At 44.9% G+C, this 17,675-nt stretch carries 16 protein-coding genes and 2 pseudogenes; 16 read left to right on the plus strand and 2 right to left on the minus strand.

Features of this window, described 5'->3' with window-relative positions; translation table 11 throughout:
• The first annotated feature begins 34 nt into the window (after nt 1–34).
• The 11 genes and pseudogenes from ABLT31_RS30850 (at nt 35) to ABLT31_RS30895 (ending at nt 8,408) form a co-directional block, all read left to right on the plus strand.
• Complete coding sequence (locus ABLT31_RS30850) at nt 35–622, plus strand: chromate transporter (RefSeq protein WP_367758937.1); 588 nt, start codon at nt 35–37, stop codon at nt 620–622.
• Nucleotides 619–1,161 (plus strand): chromate transporter, encoded by a 543-nt coding sequence (locus ABLT31_RS30855; RefSeq protein ID WP_367758939.1) that lies wholly within the window; start codon nt 619–621, stop codon nt 1,159–1,161. The genes ABLT31_RS30850 and ABLT31_RS30855 overlap by 4 nt, the downstream gene beginning before the upstream one ends.
• Nucleotides 1,162–1,257: 96 nt before the next feature.
• Nucleotides 1,258–1,599 (plus strand): Na-translocating system protein MpsC family protein, encoded by a 342-nt coding sequence (locus tag ABLT31_RS30860; protein ID WP_367758941.1) that lies wholly within the window; start codon nt 1,258–1,260, stop codon nt 1,597–1,599.
• Between the two features lie 167 nt (nt 1,600–1,766).
• Nucleotides 1,767–2,042 (plus strand): annotated as a pseudogene (locus tag ABLT31_RS39080) (solute carrier family 23 protein); the annotation flags it as partial.
• Between the two features lie 124 nt (nt 2,043–2,166).
• The gene (locus ABLT31_RS39085) at nt 2,167–2,355 is read left to right on the plus strand and encodes a hypothetical protein (RefSeq protein ID WP_462976557.1); all 189 of its coding nucleotides are present in this window, start codon (nt 2,167–2,169) and stop codon (nt 2,353–2,355) included.
• A gap of 32 nt (nt 2,356–2,387) precedes the next feature.
• A pseudogene (uraD, locus tag ABLT31_RS30870) lies at nt 2,388–2,881 on the plus strand (2-oxo-4-hydroxy-4-carboxy-5-ureidoimidazoline decarboxylase).
• Between the two features lie 17 nt (nt 2,882–2,898).
• Complete coding sequence (gene uraH, locus ABLT31_RS30875; RefSeq protein WP_367758943.1) at nt 2,899–3,252, plus strand: hydroxyisourate hydrolase; 354 nt, start codon at nt 2,899–2,901, stop codon at nt 3,250–3,252.
• 35 nt (nt 3,253–3,287) lie between these two features.
• The gene (locus ABLT31_RS30880; protein WP_367758944.1) at nt 3,288–4,718 is read left to right on the plus strand and encodes an NAD(P)-binding domain-containing protein; all 1,431 of its coding nucleotides are present in this window, start codon (nt 3,288–3,290) and stop codon (nt 4,716–4,718) included.
• Nucleotides 4,719–4,901: 183 nt separating this feature from the next.
• Nucleotides 4,902–6,299, plus strand: a complete 1,398-nt coding sequence (locus ABLT31_RS30885) for an NCS1 family transporter (RefSeq protein WP_367758946.1) — start codon at nt 4,902–4,904, stop codon at nt 6,297–6,299.
• Nucleotides 6,300–6,321: 22 nt separating this feature from the next.
• Nucleotides 6,322–7,716 carry an allantoinase AllB gene (gene allB / locus ABLT31_RS30890; protein WP_367758948.1) on the plus strand — a complete coding sequence of 465 codons (1,395 nt, stop codon included), beginning with the start codon at nt 6,322–6,324 and terminating at the stop codon, nt 7,714–7,716.
• Between the two features lie 386 nt (nt 7,717–8,102).
• Nucleotides 8,103–8,408 carry an SMI1/KNR4 family protein gene (locus tag ABLT31_RS30895; RefSeq protein WP_367758950.1) on the plus strand — a complete coding sequence of 102 codons (306 nt, stop codon included), beginning with the start codon at nt 8,103–8,105 and terminating at the stop codon, nt 8,406–8,408.
• A gap of 587 nt (nt 8,409–8,995) precedes the next feature.
• Here ABLT31_RS30895 and ABLT31_RS30900 read toward each other — a convergent pair.
• Together ABLT31_RS30900 and ABLT31_RS30905 are read right to left on the minus strand one after the other, a co-directional pair.
• Nucleotides 8,996–9,682, minus strand: a complete 687-nt coding sequence (locus tag ABLT31_RS30900) for a TetR family transcriptional regulator (protein WP_367758952.1) — start codon at nt 9,680–9,682, stop codon at nt 8,996–8,998.
• Between the two features lie 256 nt (nt 9,683–9,938).
• Nucleotides 9,939–10,064 (minus strand): hypothetical protein, encoded by a 126-nt coding sequence (locus ABLT31_RS30905; RefSeq protein ID WP_367758954.1) that lies wholly within the window; start codon nt 10,062–10,064, stop codon nt 9,939–9,941.
• A 564-nt stretch (nt 10,065–10,628) separates the two neighbouring features.
• On the opposite strand from ABLT31_RS30905, the gene ABLT31_RS30910 reads away from it, so the two are divergent.
• The 5 genes from ABLT31_RS30910 (at nt 10,629) to ABLT31_RS30930 (ending at nt 17,670) form a co-directional block, all read left to right on the plus strand.
• Complete coding sequence (locus ABLT31_RS30910; protein WP_367758956.1) at nt 10,629–13,061, plus strand: GcvT family protein; 2,433 nt, start codon at nt 10,629–10,631, stop codon at nt 13,059–13,061.
• A 42-nt stretch (nt 13,062–13,103) separates the two neighbouring features.
• Nucleotides 13,104–14,261, plus strand: a complete 1,158-nt coding sequence (gene solA / locus ABLT31_RS30915; protein WP_367758957.1) for an N-methyl-L-tryptophan oxidase — start codon at nt 13,104–13,106, stop codon at nt 14,259–14,261.
• A 46-nt stretch (nt 14,262–14,307) separates the two neighbouring features.
• On the plus strand, nt 14,308–15,459 hold the full coding sequence (locus ABLT31_RS30920) for an aromatic ring-hydroxylating oxygenase subunit alpha (protein ID WP_367758959.1): 1,152 nt from the start codon (nt 14,308–14,310) through the stop codon (nt 15,457–15,459).
• A gap of 94 nt (nt 15,460–15,553) precedes the next feature.
• Nucleotides 15,554–16,807, plus strand: a complete 1,254-nt coding sequence (locus tag ABLT31_RS30925; protein WP_367758961.1) for a quaternary amine ABC transporter ATP-binding protein — start codon at nt 15,554–15,556, stop codon at nt 16,805–16,807.
• Nucleotides 16,807–17,670, plus strand: coding sequence for an ABC transporter permease (locus tag ABLT31_RS30930; protein ID WP_367758963.1), 864 nt, complete (start codon nt 16,807–16,809; stop codon nt 17,668–17,670). The genes ABLT31_RS30925 and ABLT31_RS30930 overlap by 1 nt, the downstream gene beginning before the upstream one ends.
• Nucleotides 17,671–17,675: the final 5 nt, after the last annotated feature.

A 17,675-nucleotide genomic window follows, 5' to 3' on the forward strand; every position in this document is an offset into this window, starting at 1 on the left:
TTTTGGCAGATGATGACCATCAGGAGGGGAAGAAGTGGGAGCTTCATATAAAGAACTCATATTGGCTATGTTTCGCACGGGGATACTCGGATTCGGCGGGGGACCTTCAGTGATTCCGCTCATTCGGTATGAGGCGGTTACCCGATACCGCTGGCTGGAAGATGATGAATTCGGAGAAGTTTTGGCGATTGCTAATGCGCTGCCTGGCCCGATTGCTACCAAAATGGCCGCGTATTTGGGCTATAAGCTAAAGGGTACCATGGGGGCCATTTCTGGCATAGCGGCACATATCATGCCTACGTGCCTGGCTATGGTTGCCCTGCTTTCTTTGGTTCATGTACTTAGTTATTCGGTTATCGTTTCAGGCATGATTTCCGCCGTAATGCCTGTCATTGCCGTTATGCTCGGTCAGATGGCTTATGAATTTGGCGAGAAAGCGGTAAAGGGGCTGGGCAAATTATTGGGTTTCCTGCTTTTTGGTCTTTCCTTTTTCATGCTTCAGACGATGTCCCTTCACCCGGCTGTCGTCATTATCCTATTTCTGGCTTATGGTGCTTTCCATTTCAAATGGAAGAAAAAATTCCAACGCAAAAACTCGAAAGAGAAGGGGATATCCGCATGATGATTTGGGTTGGCTTATTTTTAGGGTTTTTTCTTGCCAATGTCCTTGGCTATGGCGGGGGGCCTGCCTCCATTCCGCTTATGTACGAAGAAATCGTAAATCGCTATCACTGGCTGAGCAATACCGAGTTTTCTAATATGCTGGCTTTGGGGAATGCGCTTCCGGGGCCGATCGCAACCAAAATTGCTGCCTATGTTGGATATGATGTTCTCGGGTGGGGCGGTTTTTTTATTGCTTTATTTGCTACCGTATTTCCATCGGCCTTCGCCCTCATTGTTTTGCTGAAGATCATTCAGCGGCATCGGGAATCTCTCCCTGTAAAAGGAATGGCTTTATTAGTGCAGCCTGTCATTGCGATCATGATGCTCCTATTAACGTGGCAAATGGTAGAGGACTCTATCGTTTCTATAGGAATATGGCAAACCTTAGGGATCGCGCTCCTTTCTTTCTTCGGTTTAACGAAATGGAAGATTCATCCGGCGCTTATTATTATTTCTGCTTTTGTTTACGGAGGGGTCATTCTGCCTCATGTGAGTTAATAATAGTATGTTAAATTTTCTGACACAAAAAGCGAAAGAGGGCAATGGTTTTCGTATTATAAGTTTATAAGAATGTTAAACAATAGGTGAACCCAAGTGAATGCTTCCTTTAAAAAGCAATTATCGCAATTATACAATGAGGTCAACCAAGAGATTTATAGCGCGGGGGTCAGTAAGCAAAAAAATGACATTGCGGATAACCGCATCGTCATTTTTGCTCAGACGAAACGCTCGCCTCTGATTTCGGTATTAAGCGGGAGATATCCTGAACTGACATTATCCGTCGATGGGGCTTTAGCGATGGAATATAAACGTCGCTTAAAAGAAAAGTTCGAGAATCAGTTCGGGCTGAAGGTCACCACGATTTTTAAGGACTACGATCCTGAAAGTCAGCATGCTTGTACGGTAGTGTATCTGGAACAACCGTTTGAAGTCTAATTTTTTTCTTGTTGGAGAAATCTTGATTTATCATGTTTTCTTCACGGACTTGCTTTAAGATTCAGGAGCTTAAATTTCGTTCAACGTGATTTAGGAGCCGTAGATTTAGGAGGGGATCCCTGCTATTTCTGCGGCTTTTTTATATACAAAATGAAGGGGGAGTTCAGATGAATGTAAAAATATTCTCGTTAGGCTTTCAGCACGTTATGGCTATGTATGCTGGGGCAATTCTTGTTCCGCTGCTGGTAGGGAGAGCGCTAAATCTCAGTCCGGAGCAATTAGCTTACTTGGTCGCTATTGACCTCTTAACCTTCGGCATCGCGACCTTATTGCAGGCATGGAAAAACAAATATTCCGGCATTGGCTTGCCCGTAGTCTTGGGTGCTTCGTTTGTTGCCTTGTCGCCTATGATTGCTATCGGATCGCAATATGGCATCCCTGCGCCAGTGCTTGGCGGAGCTACCTTTGTGCTGTTTGGCATGGTCGTTGTTCTCAGGGATCAAAATGCTGAGCTCGGTAGATTACAGCAATCAATACAATGCGCTTATTATTGCCTGCTCGATTTCGTTGGGACTCGGTGCCACCGTTGTACCTGAGCTATTCAACCAATTGCCTCCAGCCTTGCGGATCATCGTGAGCGATGGAGTGATTACGGGAAGTCTGACGGCGATCTTTGTGAATCTATTTTTTAACTTCCGTAGTATTCTTGCTCCGGCATCTCTCCAGCATGAGGAAACTGAAGCCTTGCACGCTTAAGAACAACGATAAAACGAAAGGGGACATAAAAGATGGTTACTGCGAATGCGTTAAACGAAATACCGTTATCTGAGTTTGTGGAAGAGCTGGGAGGCATATTCGAACACTCTCCTTGGGTAGCCCAACGGGCAGGGGAGTTGCGTCCTTTTGACTCCCGCGAGGATCTTTATAGACAGATGGTTGCTGTTGTTAAAGCAGCGAGTGAGGAAGAAAAGCTAAATCTGATTCAAGCCCACCCCCATTTGGGAGCGCGAAAAACCATGAGTTCATTTTCCCAAGCGGAACAGAAAAATGCCGGTTTGAATCAGCTATCGGATGCAGAATTGAGCAATTGCTGGAGATGAATAAAGGATATGTCGACCGGTTCGGTTTTCCCTTTATTTTGGCTGTTCGCGGAAAAACCAAAGATGATATTCTTCAATCGATGCAAGCTCGATTGAAGAATTCGAAGGAGCAAGAATTCAATCAGGCTTTATCCGAAATCTATCGATTTGCCCGTTTCCGATTAGAAGATCAAATCATTTAAAGAAGGATGTTGACTGTATGAAGGGACTTACGACACATATATTGGATTTGACGCATGGGCATCCTGCCTCAGAGGTTGTCATCGAACTCTACCGTTTGGAAGGAGCAGCAAGACATTTGCTGAACACGGCAGCAACCAATGCGGATGGCCGATTGGATCAACCTCTGCTGGTTTTACGTGATATGCGGTCAGGGGAGTATGAATTACTCTTTTATATTGGTGACTATTACCGGAAAAAGGGGCTATCACTTCCTGATCCTCCGTTTTTGGATAAGGTGTCGGTGCGGATCGGTATTCATGATTCATCGTCGCACTATCATGTGCCTTTGCTTGTTTCTCCGTGGGGCTATCAGGTCTATCGAGGAAGTTAATTGATAAAACGTATGTGGAAAGGAATAGAAAAGTAATGAGCCTAGATGCTTTAAAAGAACAAGTGAAAAAAGATCTTCCCAACCTTGCATTCGGGGGTAAGGACTGGGTGGGCCCAGTCCATCATCCTGAAGGTCATGTGTATGATGCAGTGATTATTGGCGGCGGTCAAAGCGGGTTAGGGATAGCCTTCGGCCTGCTGCGCGAGCGAATCTCCAATATCCTTGTCATCGATGAAAACCGCGAAGGACTGGAAGGGCCCTGGGAAACCTATGCCCGCATGATGACGCTGCGTAAGCCCAAGCATTTGACCTCCATAGACCTCGGGATCCCTTCCCTAACCTTCCGCTCCTGGTGGGAAGCGCAATTCGGGCCAGATGGCTGGGAGGCATTAGATAAGATTCCGCGGAGAGATTGGATGAATTATCTGCGCTGGTACCGGAAAGTGCTCGACTTGCACGTCGTCAATGAAGTGAAGCTAAAGCTCATAGAGCCTGCAGAAGGGATCTACCGCTTGCATGTAGAGGGGGCGGGAGCTCCAACCGGTCGATTGCTGGCGCGCAAGGTCGTTCTGGCCACTGGCATTCAAGGAGGTGGCGAATGGCATGTACCGCCAATGATTACTGAAAAATTTCCCCGTCATCTCTATGCCTACACCTCTGAAGCGATTGAATTTGAGGCGTTCAAGGGCAAGAGGATTGCTATCCTTGGGGGTGGGGCCTCGGCTTTTGACAATGCCCATTTTGCGCTATCGGAAGGTGTAGCTGAAGCTCATGTCTTTGTCCGCCGCAAGGAGATGCCGAGAATCAATCCCATCCGGCAAATGGAGGGGTCAGGGATGATTGAGCGTTACCATGCCCTGTCAGACGCTGATAAATATGCGGCTATCGCCCATTTCTTTAAGCATAATCAACCGCCGACGAATGATACTTTCGCACGTGCCGCCGCCTGGCCAGGTTTCCATCTGCACTTAGGTGCGCCATGGCTAGATGTGGAGGCCGAAGCTGAGGGTGCGGCGGTGACCACGCCTCAGGGAAAATTCGCTTTCGATTACCTGATCATCAGTACCGGTCTTCTTACGGATCCCGCTTTGCGCCCTGAATTGAAGCTGGTTGAAAGGCATATTGCCCGTTGGGGAGACCGATATGTGGCTCCGGAAGAGGTGGCGAATCCCGTGCTCGATGTGCATCCATACCTCAGCCCTGGTTTTGCATTCTTGAGTCGCGATGAATCGGCTAAACAGTCTGTACATGGGCTTTTTGCTTTTAACTATTCGGCTTTAATCAGTTGTGGCATTTCAGCTTCTGGGCTTTCAGGCATGAGATTTGGTATTCCCAAGCTCGTGTCTGCGGTGGCGGATCAGCTTTTCCTGGACGATCGCGCAGAGATTTTGAAAAACTTCTTTTCGTATAGTGAGGTCGAATTTATTGGTGAATGGAAGGAAGAGAGAACGAAAGAATTGTGTTAGATAATCTAACATTGTTAGGTGGCTGGAGGCCTTGGTACTACTGATGTTTATGCATTTTGAATAATGCTGGTTTGTTAATTTGTGTAGTGTGAATAATGATATATTGCCATCTTTCGATTATATTAGTCATTAAAGATAACAGGACATGTTGCTTAATCTAACATAATTGGAAAGGTGGTTTTTATGTCTACAAGTTTAGAAAGAATCGTTGCAACAGAGACGAAGATTCAACCCGAAACTGGTGTGGATGAATCGCTAAAACCCAAAACCGATTCGGGCAGGACTGTCGGTACGCTGGACTATATTTTTATGTGGATTGGAGACGGTGTTAATTTAGGCAATATGACGCTCGGAGCCAGTTTAGTAGTAGCGGGAATCGCAACGCTAAACATTTTTCAGACATTTGCCGCAGCCATCATAGCCATTGGTATCATTTCGACTATTTTCGCTTTAAATGACAGGCTCGGGTACAGAACAGGAATACCCTACGTTGTTCAGCTCAGAATGTCCTTTGGGCTGCAGGGCTCCATCATATCATCCCTTTGCCGCGGTATTCCCGCCATCATATGGTACGGTTTCCAAAGCTGGATTGGCGGAACTGCCTTAAATGAAATCGCCAAGATTGCTACCGGCGGCGCCTTTGATAATGTTGCCATCTGCTTTGTAGTGCTTCAGCTGGTGCAAATTGTTCTTTCGCTGTACGGCTTCCATGCCATCAAATGGGTTGAAACGCTAGTTTCTATTGTTATTATGGCTGCGCTTCTCTATGTATTCGGCATTCTTCTGACATCCCATAGCGATGTCATTGCAGAAAAATGGGTTCTTGCAGAAGGCACATGGGGCTTGCCGTTCTTTGCGTTCATCATGATGTTTATGGGCAATTATGCGGCTATCTTTTTAAGCGCAGCGGACTATTCAAGAGAGCTGAAATCCGGTATCAGTGACACCAAACGCGGACTTTTGTACTTTTTTCCTATTTTGATCGCGTACGGTATGACCCTTGCTATTGGAGCAATGCTTGCTTCCGCAACCGGCATTTCCAATCCTGTAAAGGCGTTTGCCATCGTAGTGGATAATTCATATATTACGGTCTTCGTTTCTGTATTTATCGTGATGGGTGCGATTGGCGTAAACATGGTTGCCAATATTATTCCTCCGGCCTATGTCATTACACTGCTAACAAAATTAAAATATAAGCCTGCTGTTACCATAACTGGGCTGCTTGCGTTAGCGTCGTTTCCTTGGGTACTTGTGCAGGACTCCTCTGCAAAGGGACTTGGCATGTTCATTCTCATCTATTCCGCATTTTTAGGACCCATTGTTTCCATTTTATTGATTGAATATTATGTTTTAAGAAAACAAAAAGTAAATGTTTCAGATTTGTACGAAGAAGATGGTCCATTTGTTGGATATAATCCAGCCGCAGTGATTGCCATGCTTCTCGGCGCAGGTGCCGCCTTTATAAAAGTGGAGCTGGCTTGGATTATCGGTTTTGTTGTGGCTGGGGTTGCCTATATTCTTCTGATGAAGTATGCATTTCGAGATTCAAAATTCAAAAAAGGTACGATATTTGAAAAGTAATTAATAGAGAGGGGAACATGCCATGAAATATGATTTAATCATCAGAAACGGTAATGTCGTTTTAAGGGATGTCGTGAAAAAGGCGGATATAGCGATTCAAAATGGCAAGATTGCTGCCATTGCCGAAAACTTAAATGAAACAGCCGATCGAGTGATGGATGCGACAGGACAATATGTGATGCCGGGGATGATCGATACGCATGTACATATATGCGAGCCTGGACGAACCGAATGGGAAGGCTTTGAAACGGGTACAAAAGCATTGGCAGCCGGAGGGACCACTTCCTATGTGGATATGCCCTTGAATGCCCTTCCCGCCACTACAACGAAAAAAGCACTGGAATTGAAACTTGCAGCCGCTGAAGGCAAAAATTACGTCGACTATGCCTTGTACGGTGGATTAGTTCCGGGAAACCTTGAAAACCTGCAAGAGCTTTCCGATGTAGGAGTTGTCGCCTATAAGTGTTTCATGGCCACATGCGGCACAGACCTGCCGGAAGATTTTAGAAATGTAGATGACTATACCCTTTATGCTGGAATGAAAAAATTAGCCGAGCTTGGCCATATCCTATCCATTCATGCAGAAAATGCGGAGATTACGGACCGTTTAGCCGAAGAAAAGATCAAGCAAGGAAAGTTAACAGCTTCTGATTATGTTGCATCCCGTCCTGTCTTCACGGAGGTAGATGCGATAAAGAGAGCCTTGCTCATGGCCAAGGAAACCGGGTGTAAACTGCACTTTGTCCATATTAGCAGTGCTGCTGGAGTAGAAGAGATTATGAAAGCCCGCAATGAAGGACAGGATGTGACTCTTGAGTCATGCCCTCACTACTTTACGATTACAACGAGTCAGTTTGAAGAAATAGGGCCTCTTGCCAAATGTTCTCCTCCTTTGCGGGATGAAGCGGAGCAAGAAAAGCTATGGGAAGCATTAAAGCAAGGGAAAATCGATATGTTAACATCGGATCATTCCCCTTGCCCGCCGGAAATGAAGCATAGTGAAACCAATAATATCTTTGAAGTTTGGGGCGGAATTACGGGCTGCCAGAACAACGTGGACCTGATGTTCGATGAAGCGGTGAAAAAACGTTATGTACCAGTAACCGATTTTGTCCGGATGATTGCAACGAAACCTGCTGAGAGGTTCAATTTAAGGGAGAAAGGCGAGATCGCGATATCCAAAGACGCAGATATTATCTTGGTCGACCCTAACCAATCGTATGTCGTAAAAGCGGAAGACTTCTATTACCGCCATAAGCACAGCCCCTATACAAACAGAACCATCAATTGCCGGGTCACCAAAACATTCGTGAGAGGGCAGTTAGTGTTTGATTTGAATGAAGGGATCGTAGGAGAGCCCATTGGGCGGTTCATACAACCCATGAATGTTTCAGATAATAGAGTCGTGCAAATGTAATGTTTATAAAGCCAGGTACTTCTTCCTGGCTTTCTGCATTGTGTTGCCTAATGGGTGGGCGAGGCAGGCTTATCGCTTCTTGTTGATTGTGAATGTAAATTTGAACAAATGCTTTATGAATCATACGGTCAAGGGTATATTATTTGGTAGTAGTCCATCGAAACGTTTAGTTAATTTGTTACTTTGGGATAGGAATGAATTTAGGTTAGAAATATTTTTCTTGGTGGGAAATTTTTAATAACTCTTCTTTATAATAAAATACAGTAACAAAACCTGGATTTGTAACGGCAAAAAGACCGTTCGGACATCCGGAAACAAGAAGGGATTACTGGCTAACGGGAGGATAGTTGAACAATCGTTTAGCAAGTAAATCCAGTATAAGGTAAATGACTGATAAAGGAGTATTTACTGCTATGGGCTACGGAAGCATAATTGAACAGACTATCAATTTTTTAAAACATCGTTTAGAGATGGGTCAAGGAGTATTTGAAATTTACTCTGGCGAAGGGGATTTATGTTCATTTAAATGCAGTTTTAACCAACCAGCTACAATAAAAGAGATTGAAGAATTCGAAGCCTCGATGGGTGTTGTGTTGCCAGAGTACTATAAGAATTTTTTATTGGTTGCAGACTATTTGACCACCCCCAGTATGGTGGAGAATCATATTTATATACTTTGGACGAAATGTTGAAGACCCGTTTGAGCGTTGTTTTAAGGTAGCTTACATTTACGGAGAGAACATAGTAATAAATTATACAAAATACATAAACGGAGAAAAGAATTACTTATATGTAAAGGACAAGATTGATTCATTTGAAGACGAGAAGCCCTTAGATATAAATTTTGAATTATGGTTGGACAGATTTGTAATTAGCCAAGGTTCTAAGTTTTGGAGTTGGTCGATATATACAGCAGAAAATTATTACAGACTTCGTTGAAACATTGACCCATCTATAATCGGTAATTGTTCAACGGGTATCAATAGCATAATAAACGAACCAAAGCCGATTCTTCCTTATCATAGGAAAAGTTGGCTTTTTATTTCCAAAAACTGTATTAGCGTATGTTTTCCGCGTTGTTGTTTTATTCGGATTCTGAGAAATGAGGTTGAAATGTAAAAATTAGAGAGTTTGTATTTTCTTGGCCTTCTCTTATCCCAATATTATCATATATATTAAGGGTATCCATTGGTGTAACTCCGGTACTACGATGGCTTTTCGATAAAATTCTTTTTTACTCTTTAGGTAGTAAAAGGGACTTTATGCTTTTTTGTAAAATCTATAACTGTTTTGTGTCAACAAAAATTGCGTTTTTTAATGTTATTTCTCTAATATATTCCATGGTTTTTTCGCATGCTTCATCTGCATTATAATTAGCTCTATTATTTAAGAGAGAATTGATCATTCCGTTCCAGATGAGGATGGTCATTTCAATAACGGATTCAACATTTTCTTGTTTGATATATTCTTCTTCTATAGCTTTATGAAGAGCATTCATCGTTCTTTTAGACAAATTATGTTCTAAAAACATGGGTTTAAGGTCTTCAGGTAAATCGATAATATCTTGTTCATAGACTAGATAGTATTTCCTAAGCATTTCTTCAGGGGAATCTCCTAAATTTGAAATGAAAATACTATAATAGATTTGGGGTTCTTTAAAAGAATGTCTACAAAAACATTCCCAACATAATAAATATTTTTCTAATGAGTTTTCCCCTTTTGCCATATAAACTGGAAGTTCATCAATGTAAGGTTTTAGGAATCTAAGTGAAGCAAAAAATACTAAATGTGATAATTCTTCAAAGTAATTATATATTGTAGAACTTTGATAACCGGCAATATCAGCCACTTTTCTGGCTGTAACTTGATGAATTCCTTCTCTTTCAATGATTTGGGTCGTTGCCTCAATAAAATACTGCCACATACGAGATAACTGCTTTTTGGTCATTGAAGCCTTTTTTTTCAAAGAAAGTCACCTCTTTATAAAAGATTTGTAATATACCTATTAGCATCCCATAAAGAAGGGCTGTTGTGTATTTATGTTTAGATTTCAATATTTAAATGAGTTGTTCTATAGTAATATTGGCTATCCAATCCTTCAGCACTTAATTAGAACCTTGTCTACCTTGATACATTAAATAATCCCATTGTACTCAATTGATTCGTGGCATTAATTTGGAGTTATTATGGGAAATAGAATGTAATTATTATTCGTTAGCTTTTCAATAAATAGGATAACGTTCTGAGGTCAAATTTTGCGACACAACCATCGACACTCCAAGATTCTTTGCTTCTTGTTCTGCTCCTTCAATGATTTTTTTTGCTAGCTCCAATGATAATTTTTTCATTTTGACTCCTTCTTTCTTGTAGGATTTTGGTGAATCTGATTGCAATTATTATTCAGAAAAGTAAATGGATTCAATTACTTTGGTAAGTTTTATGACATTCTATTTTAAAACTGTCAAATAAAGTAGGAAAGTTATAAATATTGAGTAGTAAACGATAGAATGTTAAAAAAGGTTAAACTTAAAGAAACATTGTAAAATATTCTGACAGTGTTACTATCTTTTCAAAAAAAATCAAATTATAATTTCGGTATCAAAATCATATTTTCACCGTGAGAATAGATTTAAAACAAATTTTGTGAAGAGTTGTTCCTCCAAAATAAACGATAGGTGGTGAAACTGGATTGCCATGAAAATGAACATGTTCATCTAATCAGGGTGTTCTTCTATTAATAGGATCACCGAGGGTATGGATTAACGGACTATCCTCCTGAAAAAATCGTTCGAGTTAAAGGGCGTTTATTTTTTTATAGTTTTATATGTAATAGTTGTCTATAAAATATAATTATTATTACTATATTTAGTAATTTTTGCAATTGTTTGATCAAATGTGAGGAGGGAATGTGTTTGACTGCCGACAGAAAGATTGTCATTATCGGTGCAGGTGTGGTTGGAGTCAGTACCGCGTATTATTTGAGTAAAATGGGCCAGCGAAACATTACCGTTTTGGAACAAGGGCCATTAGTCGAAACAGGAGGTTCCACATCCCATGCTCCGGGACTGGTATTTCAGCTGAACTCCTCAAAGACCATGACCAAGTTGGCCACTGACACGGTTCAATGTTTTTCTGAACTGACGCTGGATGATCAACCTTGTTTTTATCCCGTAGGGAGCATTGAAGTGGCGAAAACACCCGAACGATGGGAAGACCTTAAAAGAAAAAGCGGGTTAGCTTCATCTTGGGGAATGAGAGCCTCTCTATTATCTCCGGAAGAATGTGCGACCAAGTATCCGTTTTTGGATAGCACACAGATTTATGGGGGATTATTTGTTCATTCTGACGGTATCGCCAAACCGCTGCGTGCGGTTCAAGCCATGACTCGTTTTGCTGAGGAACGCGGAGCAAGATTTTATGGTCATACGGAAGTCACGGGAATTGAGGTGGAGAAAGGGCATGTGAAGGCGGTAAAGACAAATGCTGGAACCTTTGAGGCAGATATTGTCCTCTGCTGTGCCGGTTTTTGGGGTCCGCGTATCGGCAGAATGGTCAACGTTACGATTCCTCTTCAGCCGATGGCTCATCAATATGTGTTTACGTCTGACTTAAATGAATTATCGCAACAAACAGAGGAAGTAGCTTATCCGATCTTGCGTGACCAGGACAGTTCGATGTATTTCCGTCAACACTTCAACAGTATAGGTGTGGGTTCTTACCAACACCGAGCGATTCCTGTAGAAGTTGACGAGATTGCCCGGTACGGAGAATCGAAGGACATGCCGTCGGTTCAGCCCTTTACCCCGGAGGACTTTGAGAAACCTTGGCAAGACGCCATTCAATTGATTCCTTCACTCCAAAATACAGAGATCAAAAAAGGGATTAACGGGATCTTCTCCTTTACGCCTGATGGTATGTCGATACTGGGAGAAGCCCAAAACGTTCGCGGATTCTGGGTGGCAGAAGCCGTATGGGTCACCCATTCAGCCGGAGTGGGGAAAGCCATGGCGGAGTGGATTGTGGACGGCATTTCCGGAGTGGATCTGGAGGTATGTGACCTGAATCGGTTCGATTCGTATGCACAAAGCCCAGCTTATTATAAATCCCGTTCCATCGAGTCCTTTGAAAAGGTTTATGATATTCACCACCCTTTGATGTCGGATAAATCATCCCGGGAGATGCGAGTAAGTCCTTATTTTTCAAGGCAGCATGAATTAGGTGCCTATTTTGCGGATTCCAACGGCTGGGAACAGCCTCAATGGTATGAGGCCAATGCTGCGCTTGTGCTGGCGCGTAACCTGAAGATTCCGGATCGTACGGGTTGGGCAGGTAACTATTGGTCTCCAATCATTGGAGCAGAACAGCTCTATACGCGGGAAAAGGCAGCTCTCTATGATTTGACCTCCACCAAGATGCGAATTGAAATCAGCGGTGAAGGGGCGTTGGAATATCTTCAGCATTTGACGACCAACAAGATGGATATCCCGGTCGGCCATGGAACCTACACCCTTATGCTTAATGAACAGGCGGGGATCAGAGGGGATTTAAAAGTCATCCGATTAGAAGAGTCGAAATTTTTAGTTTTCTGCAGCGGGCCATTGGAGTGGGATTGGATGAAGCGCCAGCTTCCCTTGATCAGCTCCGTCCAAGTAAGGGACCTTTCCCCGGGAACATGTAGTTTAGCGGTGATCGGTCCGGATGCAGCCCAGATCATGCAGTCGATTGCCAGCAGGGACTTCGCTCCTGAGCAATGGGAACTGTCTCAAGGGAAGGAAATCTACATCGATACTGTTCCTGTTCTTGCGATTTATGATTCCTATTTTGGAGAAACGGGATGGCAGTTCGTGGCTGCTCATGATCAAGGATTGAGGCTATGGGATTTGCTTTGGGAAGCGGGGAGAGCTTATGGGCTGATCGCAGCAGGAGATCGAGCTTTAGAAAGCCTAAGACTTGAGTCCGGAAACCCAAGGTATGGCAAAGATTTTTGGAGTGAACATGATCCGTATGAAGTGGGGCTCGATGTGGCAGTCGATCTCGGAAAGGCAGACTTTATCGGTAAAGAGGCTTTAGTTCAGCGAAAATCCAAAGGGCCTGAATGCTGTCTCGCCACTCTATTTTTCGATGACCCATCGCATGTCGTCATGGGGCATGAACCGGTTTTTGATGGCAAATTTGCGGTTGGGTTCATCAGCAGTGCGGATTACGGGTACGGGATAGGACGAAGTATCGCCTATGCCTGGTTACTTCCTGAAGCGGCACAAGCCGGGAAAGTACTCACTGTGGAATACTTCGGCCAACGCTATAACGTGACGGTCTCTGTCGAATCGGTTTTAGTTTCCGGATAGACAAACCAAATAATAAGAAACCTGTACTGGGGAGGAATAGAAATGTCGAAGCATTTTGATGTCATTGTCATCGGGTTGGGAAGTATGGGAAGCACGGCAGCCTATCAACTAGCCAAGCGGGGCCAGCGCGTTCTCGGACTTGAGCGATTCGGGCCGGCGCATGATCAGGGATCTCATCATGGCGGATCTCGGATATATCGCCAATCCTACTTTGAAGATCCGGCTTATGTTCCGCTTTTATTGCGGTCTTACGAATTATGGAAGGAAATTGAAAAGGAAAGCCAAACTGACATCCTGCACGTTACGGGAGGGCTGCTGATGGGGAAGCCGGACAGTCTGACTGTATCAGGCAGTCTGGAAAGTGCCAAGCGATGGAATCTTCCCTTTGAAATGCTGGATGCGAAAGAAATCCGCGACCGGTTCCCGGCGTTTAATCCCAATGGCGATACCGTTGCCTTGTATGAAAAGAACGCAGGGTTCGTGCGTCCGGAGGCCAGTGTCTATAACCATCTTCTTCAGGCTGAAAAATACGGGGCAGAGCTTCGGTTCTTCGAGCAGGTTCTGTCTTGGGAGGCCCATCCCTCAGGCGAGGGGGTTAGGGTCATCACTTCAAATGGCGCATACGAAGCAGGAAAATTGGTGATTTCACCGGGAGCCTGGTCGCCGGTAATCCTGGAGGATTTAGGATTGTCCTTTGAAGTGGAGAGGCAAGTCATGATGTGGTTTGAACCGACGGATGGCATCGATCCTTTCCGGGAAGGAAAGCAGCCGATCTATATATGGGAAGCGGAGGATGAGATGCAGATTTATGGATTCCCAGCGCATGGTCTAGCTTCAGAAGGCGCCAAGATTGCCTTTTTCCGGATGGGTCAGCCGTGTACGCCTGAAACGATTGATCGCCAGGTCCATGATGCTGAGATTGAACGGATGCGGGGATATATCGCTACCCGCCTCCCCCAACTGAATGGAAGGTTTTTACAAGCAAAAACATGCATGTATACCAATACGCCTGATCAGCATTTTGTCATCTCCACCCATCCGAGGCACCCTCAGGTTGCGGTTGCCGCGGGGTTTTCCGGTCATGGATTTAAGTTTGCCAGTGTGGTGGGGGAAATTTTGGCTGACTTAACGATAGAAGGTAAGACATCCCACCCGATTGAGTTATTTCGTCCTCAACGCTTTGCTTTGTCTATTAATTAATGAGATTAGGATAAGAATCAATTTATAAAAAAGGAGAGGAATTCTCATGGTACTAGATCCAATTTCTGAATCCGGCGGCAATCAATTGATTCCTACATTAAAAGGAGAATTTTATACCGATTCTTCCATCTTTGAAAGAGAAATGGCGGAAATTTTTTCCCGCTCCTGGTATTGCATCGGTTTTGCGAATGAGATAGCGGATCCCGGACAGTACCTGACTACGAAAATCGGGCACGAGAATATTCTCGTGGTTCGTGGGAGAGACAACCAACTCAGGGCGTTTCTAAACGTATGCAAACACAGGGGATCGAAATTATGTATCGAACCGAGGGGTCAAGTGGGAAAAGTGATGCAATGTCCTTACCATGCATGGAGCTATTCGCTAGATGGCTCCCTAGCAGGGGTGCCTCATACCAGCGGCTGCAGCGAATCGCTGCTACATAATGAGGATTACCACTTGACTCCCGTACATCTTCAGATCTGGCATGGCATGATCTGGCTGAATCTGGCTGATCAGCCGGTTCCGATCGATCAGCAGCTGGATTTTCAAATCTTAAGCCGATTTGGCAATTTGACGACCTTCGGCAGGTATCGACTTGAGGATCTTCAGATCGCACATCGCAAAGAGTATGTTGTGGATGCGAATTGGAAACTGATTATTGAAAATTTCCAGGAGTGCTATCACTGCACGATGATTCACCCCGAATTGACTGCTGTCCTTCCGGGATTCCGGGCGGGCAAAGGAACCCAGAATGCCATTGGCAGCGGGGCATCTTTCAGTCAGGAGGTGGAATCTTTTTCCCTTGGCGGGAAGGGAAGCCGCCCTCGCCTGAAAGGACTGCTTCCCGAGGATGATCGCATCTATTATGGGATGACGCTGCTGCCACACGTGTTTATTAACTTAGTTCCGGATCATGTGATTGTCCATCGTCTCATCCCGCTTGGTGCAAATAAAACGAAGGTGATCTGTGATTGGCTTTTCGATCCTGAGGTGATGGCGCAGGCCGAATTTGATCCTTCCGATGCCATCGAATTGTTCCATCGGGTCAATGTGCAGGATTTTGACGCCAGTGAATGGTGCCAGGATAACATGAATTCAAAGGCTTATCAGAACGGAGGAGTATTTGTTCCGATCGAGCATCATATCGCGAATTTCCATCACTATATCATGAATGCTTTAGGCGCCTACGTGGAGTAACCCCCATCGATTCGGTCTTGTGATGGGCCTCCTGTTCATTGGAGGTTCATCCGGGGGGACCCTAGCACACATAGATCCGAAGGAGGTAGTTGATATGAAACAGAATGTTCCGGCAAAAGAACCAATTATTCGGGTTTCCGATGTATCCAAAGTGTTCGGGCGGCATAGTGCGCAAGCGCTGGAGATGCGAAAATCCGGAATGAGCAAGTATGAAGTGGAACAGTCAACGAATACAACGGTAGCCATCCTCAATGCTAATTTTGAGGTTCATAAAGGAGAAACCTTCGTCTTGATCGGTTTATCGGGAAGTGGAAAGTCCACCCTGCTGCGATGTCTAAATGGGTTGGTTGAACCATCGGAAGGCATGGTAATGCTTGAAAATGAAGATATTTCCCATATGAAATCCAAACAGCTTCAGGAAGTGAGGCGCAAGAAAGTCGGTATGGTTTTTCAGCATGTCGGACTTTTGCCTAATCGATCCGTCCTCGACAATGTAACGTTCGGCTTGGAAATCCAAGGGGTTTCTTATGATGAAAGGAAGAAGCGGGGAGAAGCGGCGATTGAGATGGTGGGTCTGCAAGGCCAAGCCTATAAGAGAATCCATGAGCTTTCGGGAGGGATGCAGCAGCGTGTCGGTCTTGCCCGGGCGCTGGCCTCCGATCAGGAGATTCTGTTGATGGATGAGCCCTTCTCTGCGCTTGATCCGCTCATCCGAAGGGATATGCAGAAGCTTTTCCTCGACATTCAAGGTGAGGTGCAGAAAACGGTCATCTTTGTCACTCATGATCTGGATGAAGCCCTGCGTTTGGGCCACCGCGCTGCTGTCATGAAAGATGGGGAGATCATTCAGGTGGGGACGGCCGAAGAAATCCTGAGCCAACCGGCTACGGAATACGTCAAGCAGCTGGTTCGTGATGTGGATTACGGCAAAGTCCGAAAGGCATACAGTGCGATGGTCCCTGTGAAAGATATGGCCTATGAGAATGAAGCACCGCATGTAGTACTAAGGAGAATGAAAAACAAAGGCCTATCCAGCCTTTTTGTCGTCGATTGCCATCAGCGCTTGATCGGCCGGACAGACGTAAGCAAAATAACGGAAATAGCGGAATCGAATAAGCCAGATTTGAAGGGGGCCATTGACCCCCAGGTGCGGCTGGTTCATCGCGATACCCCTTTGAGGGAAATTCTGCCCCTACTTGCAGATCATCCCCACCCGGTAGCTATGATTAATGATCAGCATCAGCTGGAAGGACTCATTACACATAGCGCCATCGTCGCTAGTTTAGCGGAGCATATAGAATTGGACGGCAATAAACTTGAATCCTATCGGAGGGAGGCGGCGAGATAATGGAATCCACACTTATTCCGGAATTGCCTTTGGGTCGTTGGGCGAATTCATTCGTTGAGTTTATAACTGAGCATTTTTCCGGCGCGTTTACCCTGTGCGGGGATATTATGACCTTCGTCATTGGCTCCCTGGAGTGGCTCCTGATTGCCCCTCCACCATTGGTGATGGCGTTGGCCTTCGTGGCGCTGGCCTGGTGGCTAGTTGATTGGAAAATGGCCACATTTGCCGCCTTTGGGCTGGTTCTTATCATGAGTCTGGGCCTTTGGGAGGAATCGATGCTGACCCTCGCCATGGTACTCGCTTCAACGATCATTTCCTTATTGTTCGGTGTTCCACTTGGGATCTTGGCCTATCGACTCGAACAAGTTGGAGCCATCGTGAAGCCTTTATTGGATATTATGCAAACCATGCCTGCCTTTGTGTATTTGATTCCCGCCGTTTTGCTTTTTGGATTAGGAAACGTTACGGCCCTGATCGCCACTTTCATTTTTGCCATGCCTCCGGCGGTCAGATTGACGATATTGGGCATGCAGCAGGTTCCCAAAGAGACCGTGGAAGCCGCGAAAGCGTTCGGGGCAAACGAATGGCAGCTGCTATTTAAGGTTCAGCTTCCGTTGGCTCTGCCCATGATTATGTCGGGAGTCAATCAGGTCATCATGCTCTCCCTGTCCATGGTCGTTATTGCCTCCATGGTAGGCGCAGGAGGATTAGGCGCCGAAGTGCTGCGAAGCATTAGTATGCTGGATGTCGGGCTCGGATTTGTGGGCGGTATAGCGGTTGTCATCATTGCCGTTTTATTGGATCGGGTGACTCAGCATCTGGCCCATAAAAAGAAATTCACATCCGGACAAAGTAATCCCTAGATATT

The organism is Ammoniphilus soli, from assembly GCF_040813775.1.

Bases quoted from the DNA above. Each gene is read 5' to 3' on its own strand.
- solA (WP_367758957.1), top strand. From the start codon at position 13,104: ATGTCGAAGCATTTTGATGTCATTGTCATCGGGTTGGGAAGTATGGGA.
- ABLT31_RS30855 (WP_367758939.1), top strand. From the start codon at position 619: ATGATGATTTGGGTTGGCTTATTTTTAGGGTTTTTTCTTGCCAATGTC.
- ABLT31_RS30885 (WP_367758946.1), top strand. From the start codon at position 4,902: ATGTCTACAAGTTTAGAAAGAATCGTTGCAACAGAGACGAAGATTCAA.
- ABLT31_RS30880 (WP_367758944.1), top strand. From the start codon at position 3,288: ATGAGCCTAGATGCTTTAAAAGAACAAGTGAAAAAAGATCTTCCCAAC.
- ABLT31_RS30930 (WP_367758963.1), top strand. From the start codon at position 16,807: ATGGAATCCACACTTATTCCGGAATTGCCTTTGGGTCGTTGGGCGAAT.
- uraH (WP_367758943.1), top strand. From the start codon at position 2,899: ATGAAGGGACTTACGACACATATATTGGATTTGACGCATGGGCATCCT.
- ABLT31_RS30925 (WP_367758961.1), top strand. From the start codon at position 15,554: ATGAAACAGAATGTTCCGGCAAAAGAACCAATTATTCGGGTTTCCGAT.
- allB (WP_367758948.1), top strand. From the start codon at position 6,322: ATGAAATATGATTTAATCATCAGAAACGGTAATGTCGTTTTAAGGGAT.
- ABLT31_RS30905 (WP_367758954.1), bottom strand. From the start codon at position 10,064: ATGAAAAAATTATCATTGGAGCTAGCAAAAAAAATCATTGAAGGAGCA.
- ABLT31_RS30895 (WP_367758950.1), top strand. From the start codon at position 8,103: ATGACTGATAAAGGAGTATTTACTGCTATGGGCTACGGAAGCATAATT.
- ABLT31_RS30920 (WP_367758959.1), top strand. From the start codon at position 14,308: ATGGTACTAGATCCAATTTCTGAATCCGGCGGCAATCAATTGATTCCT.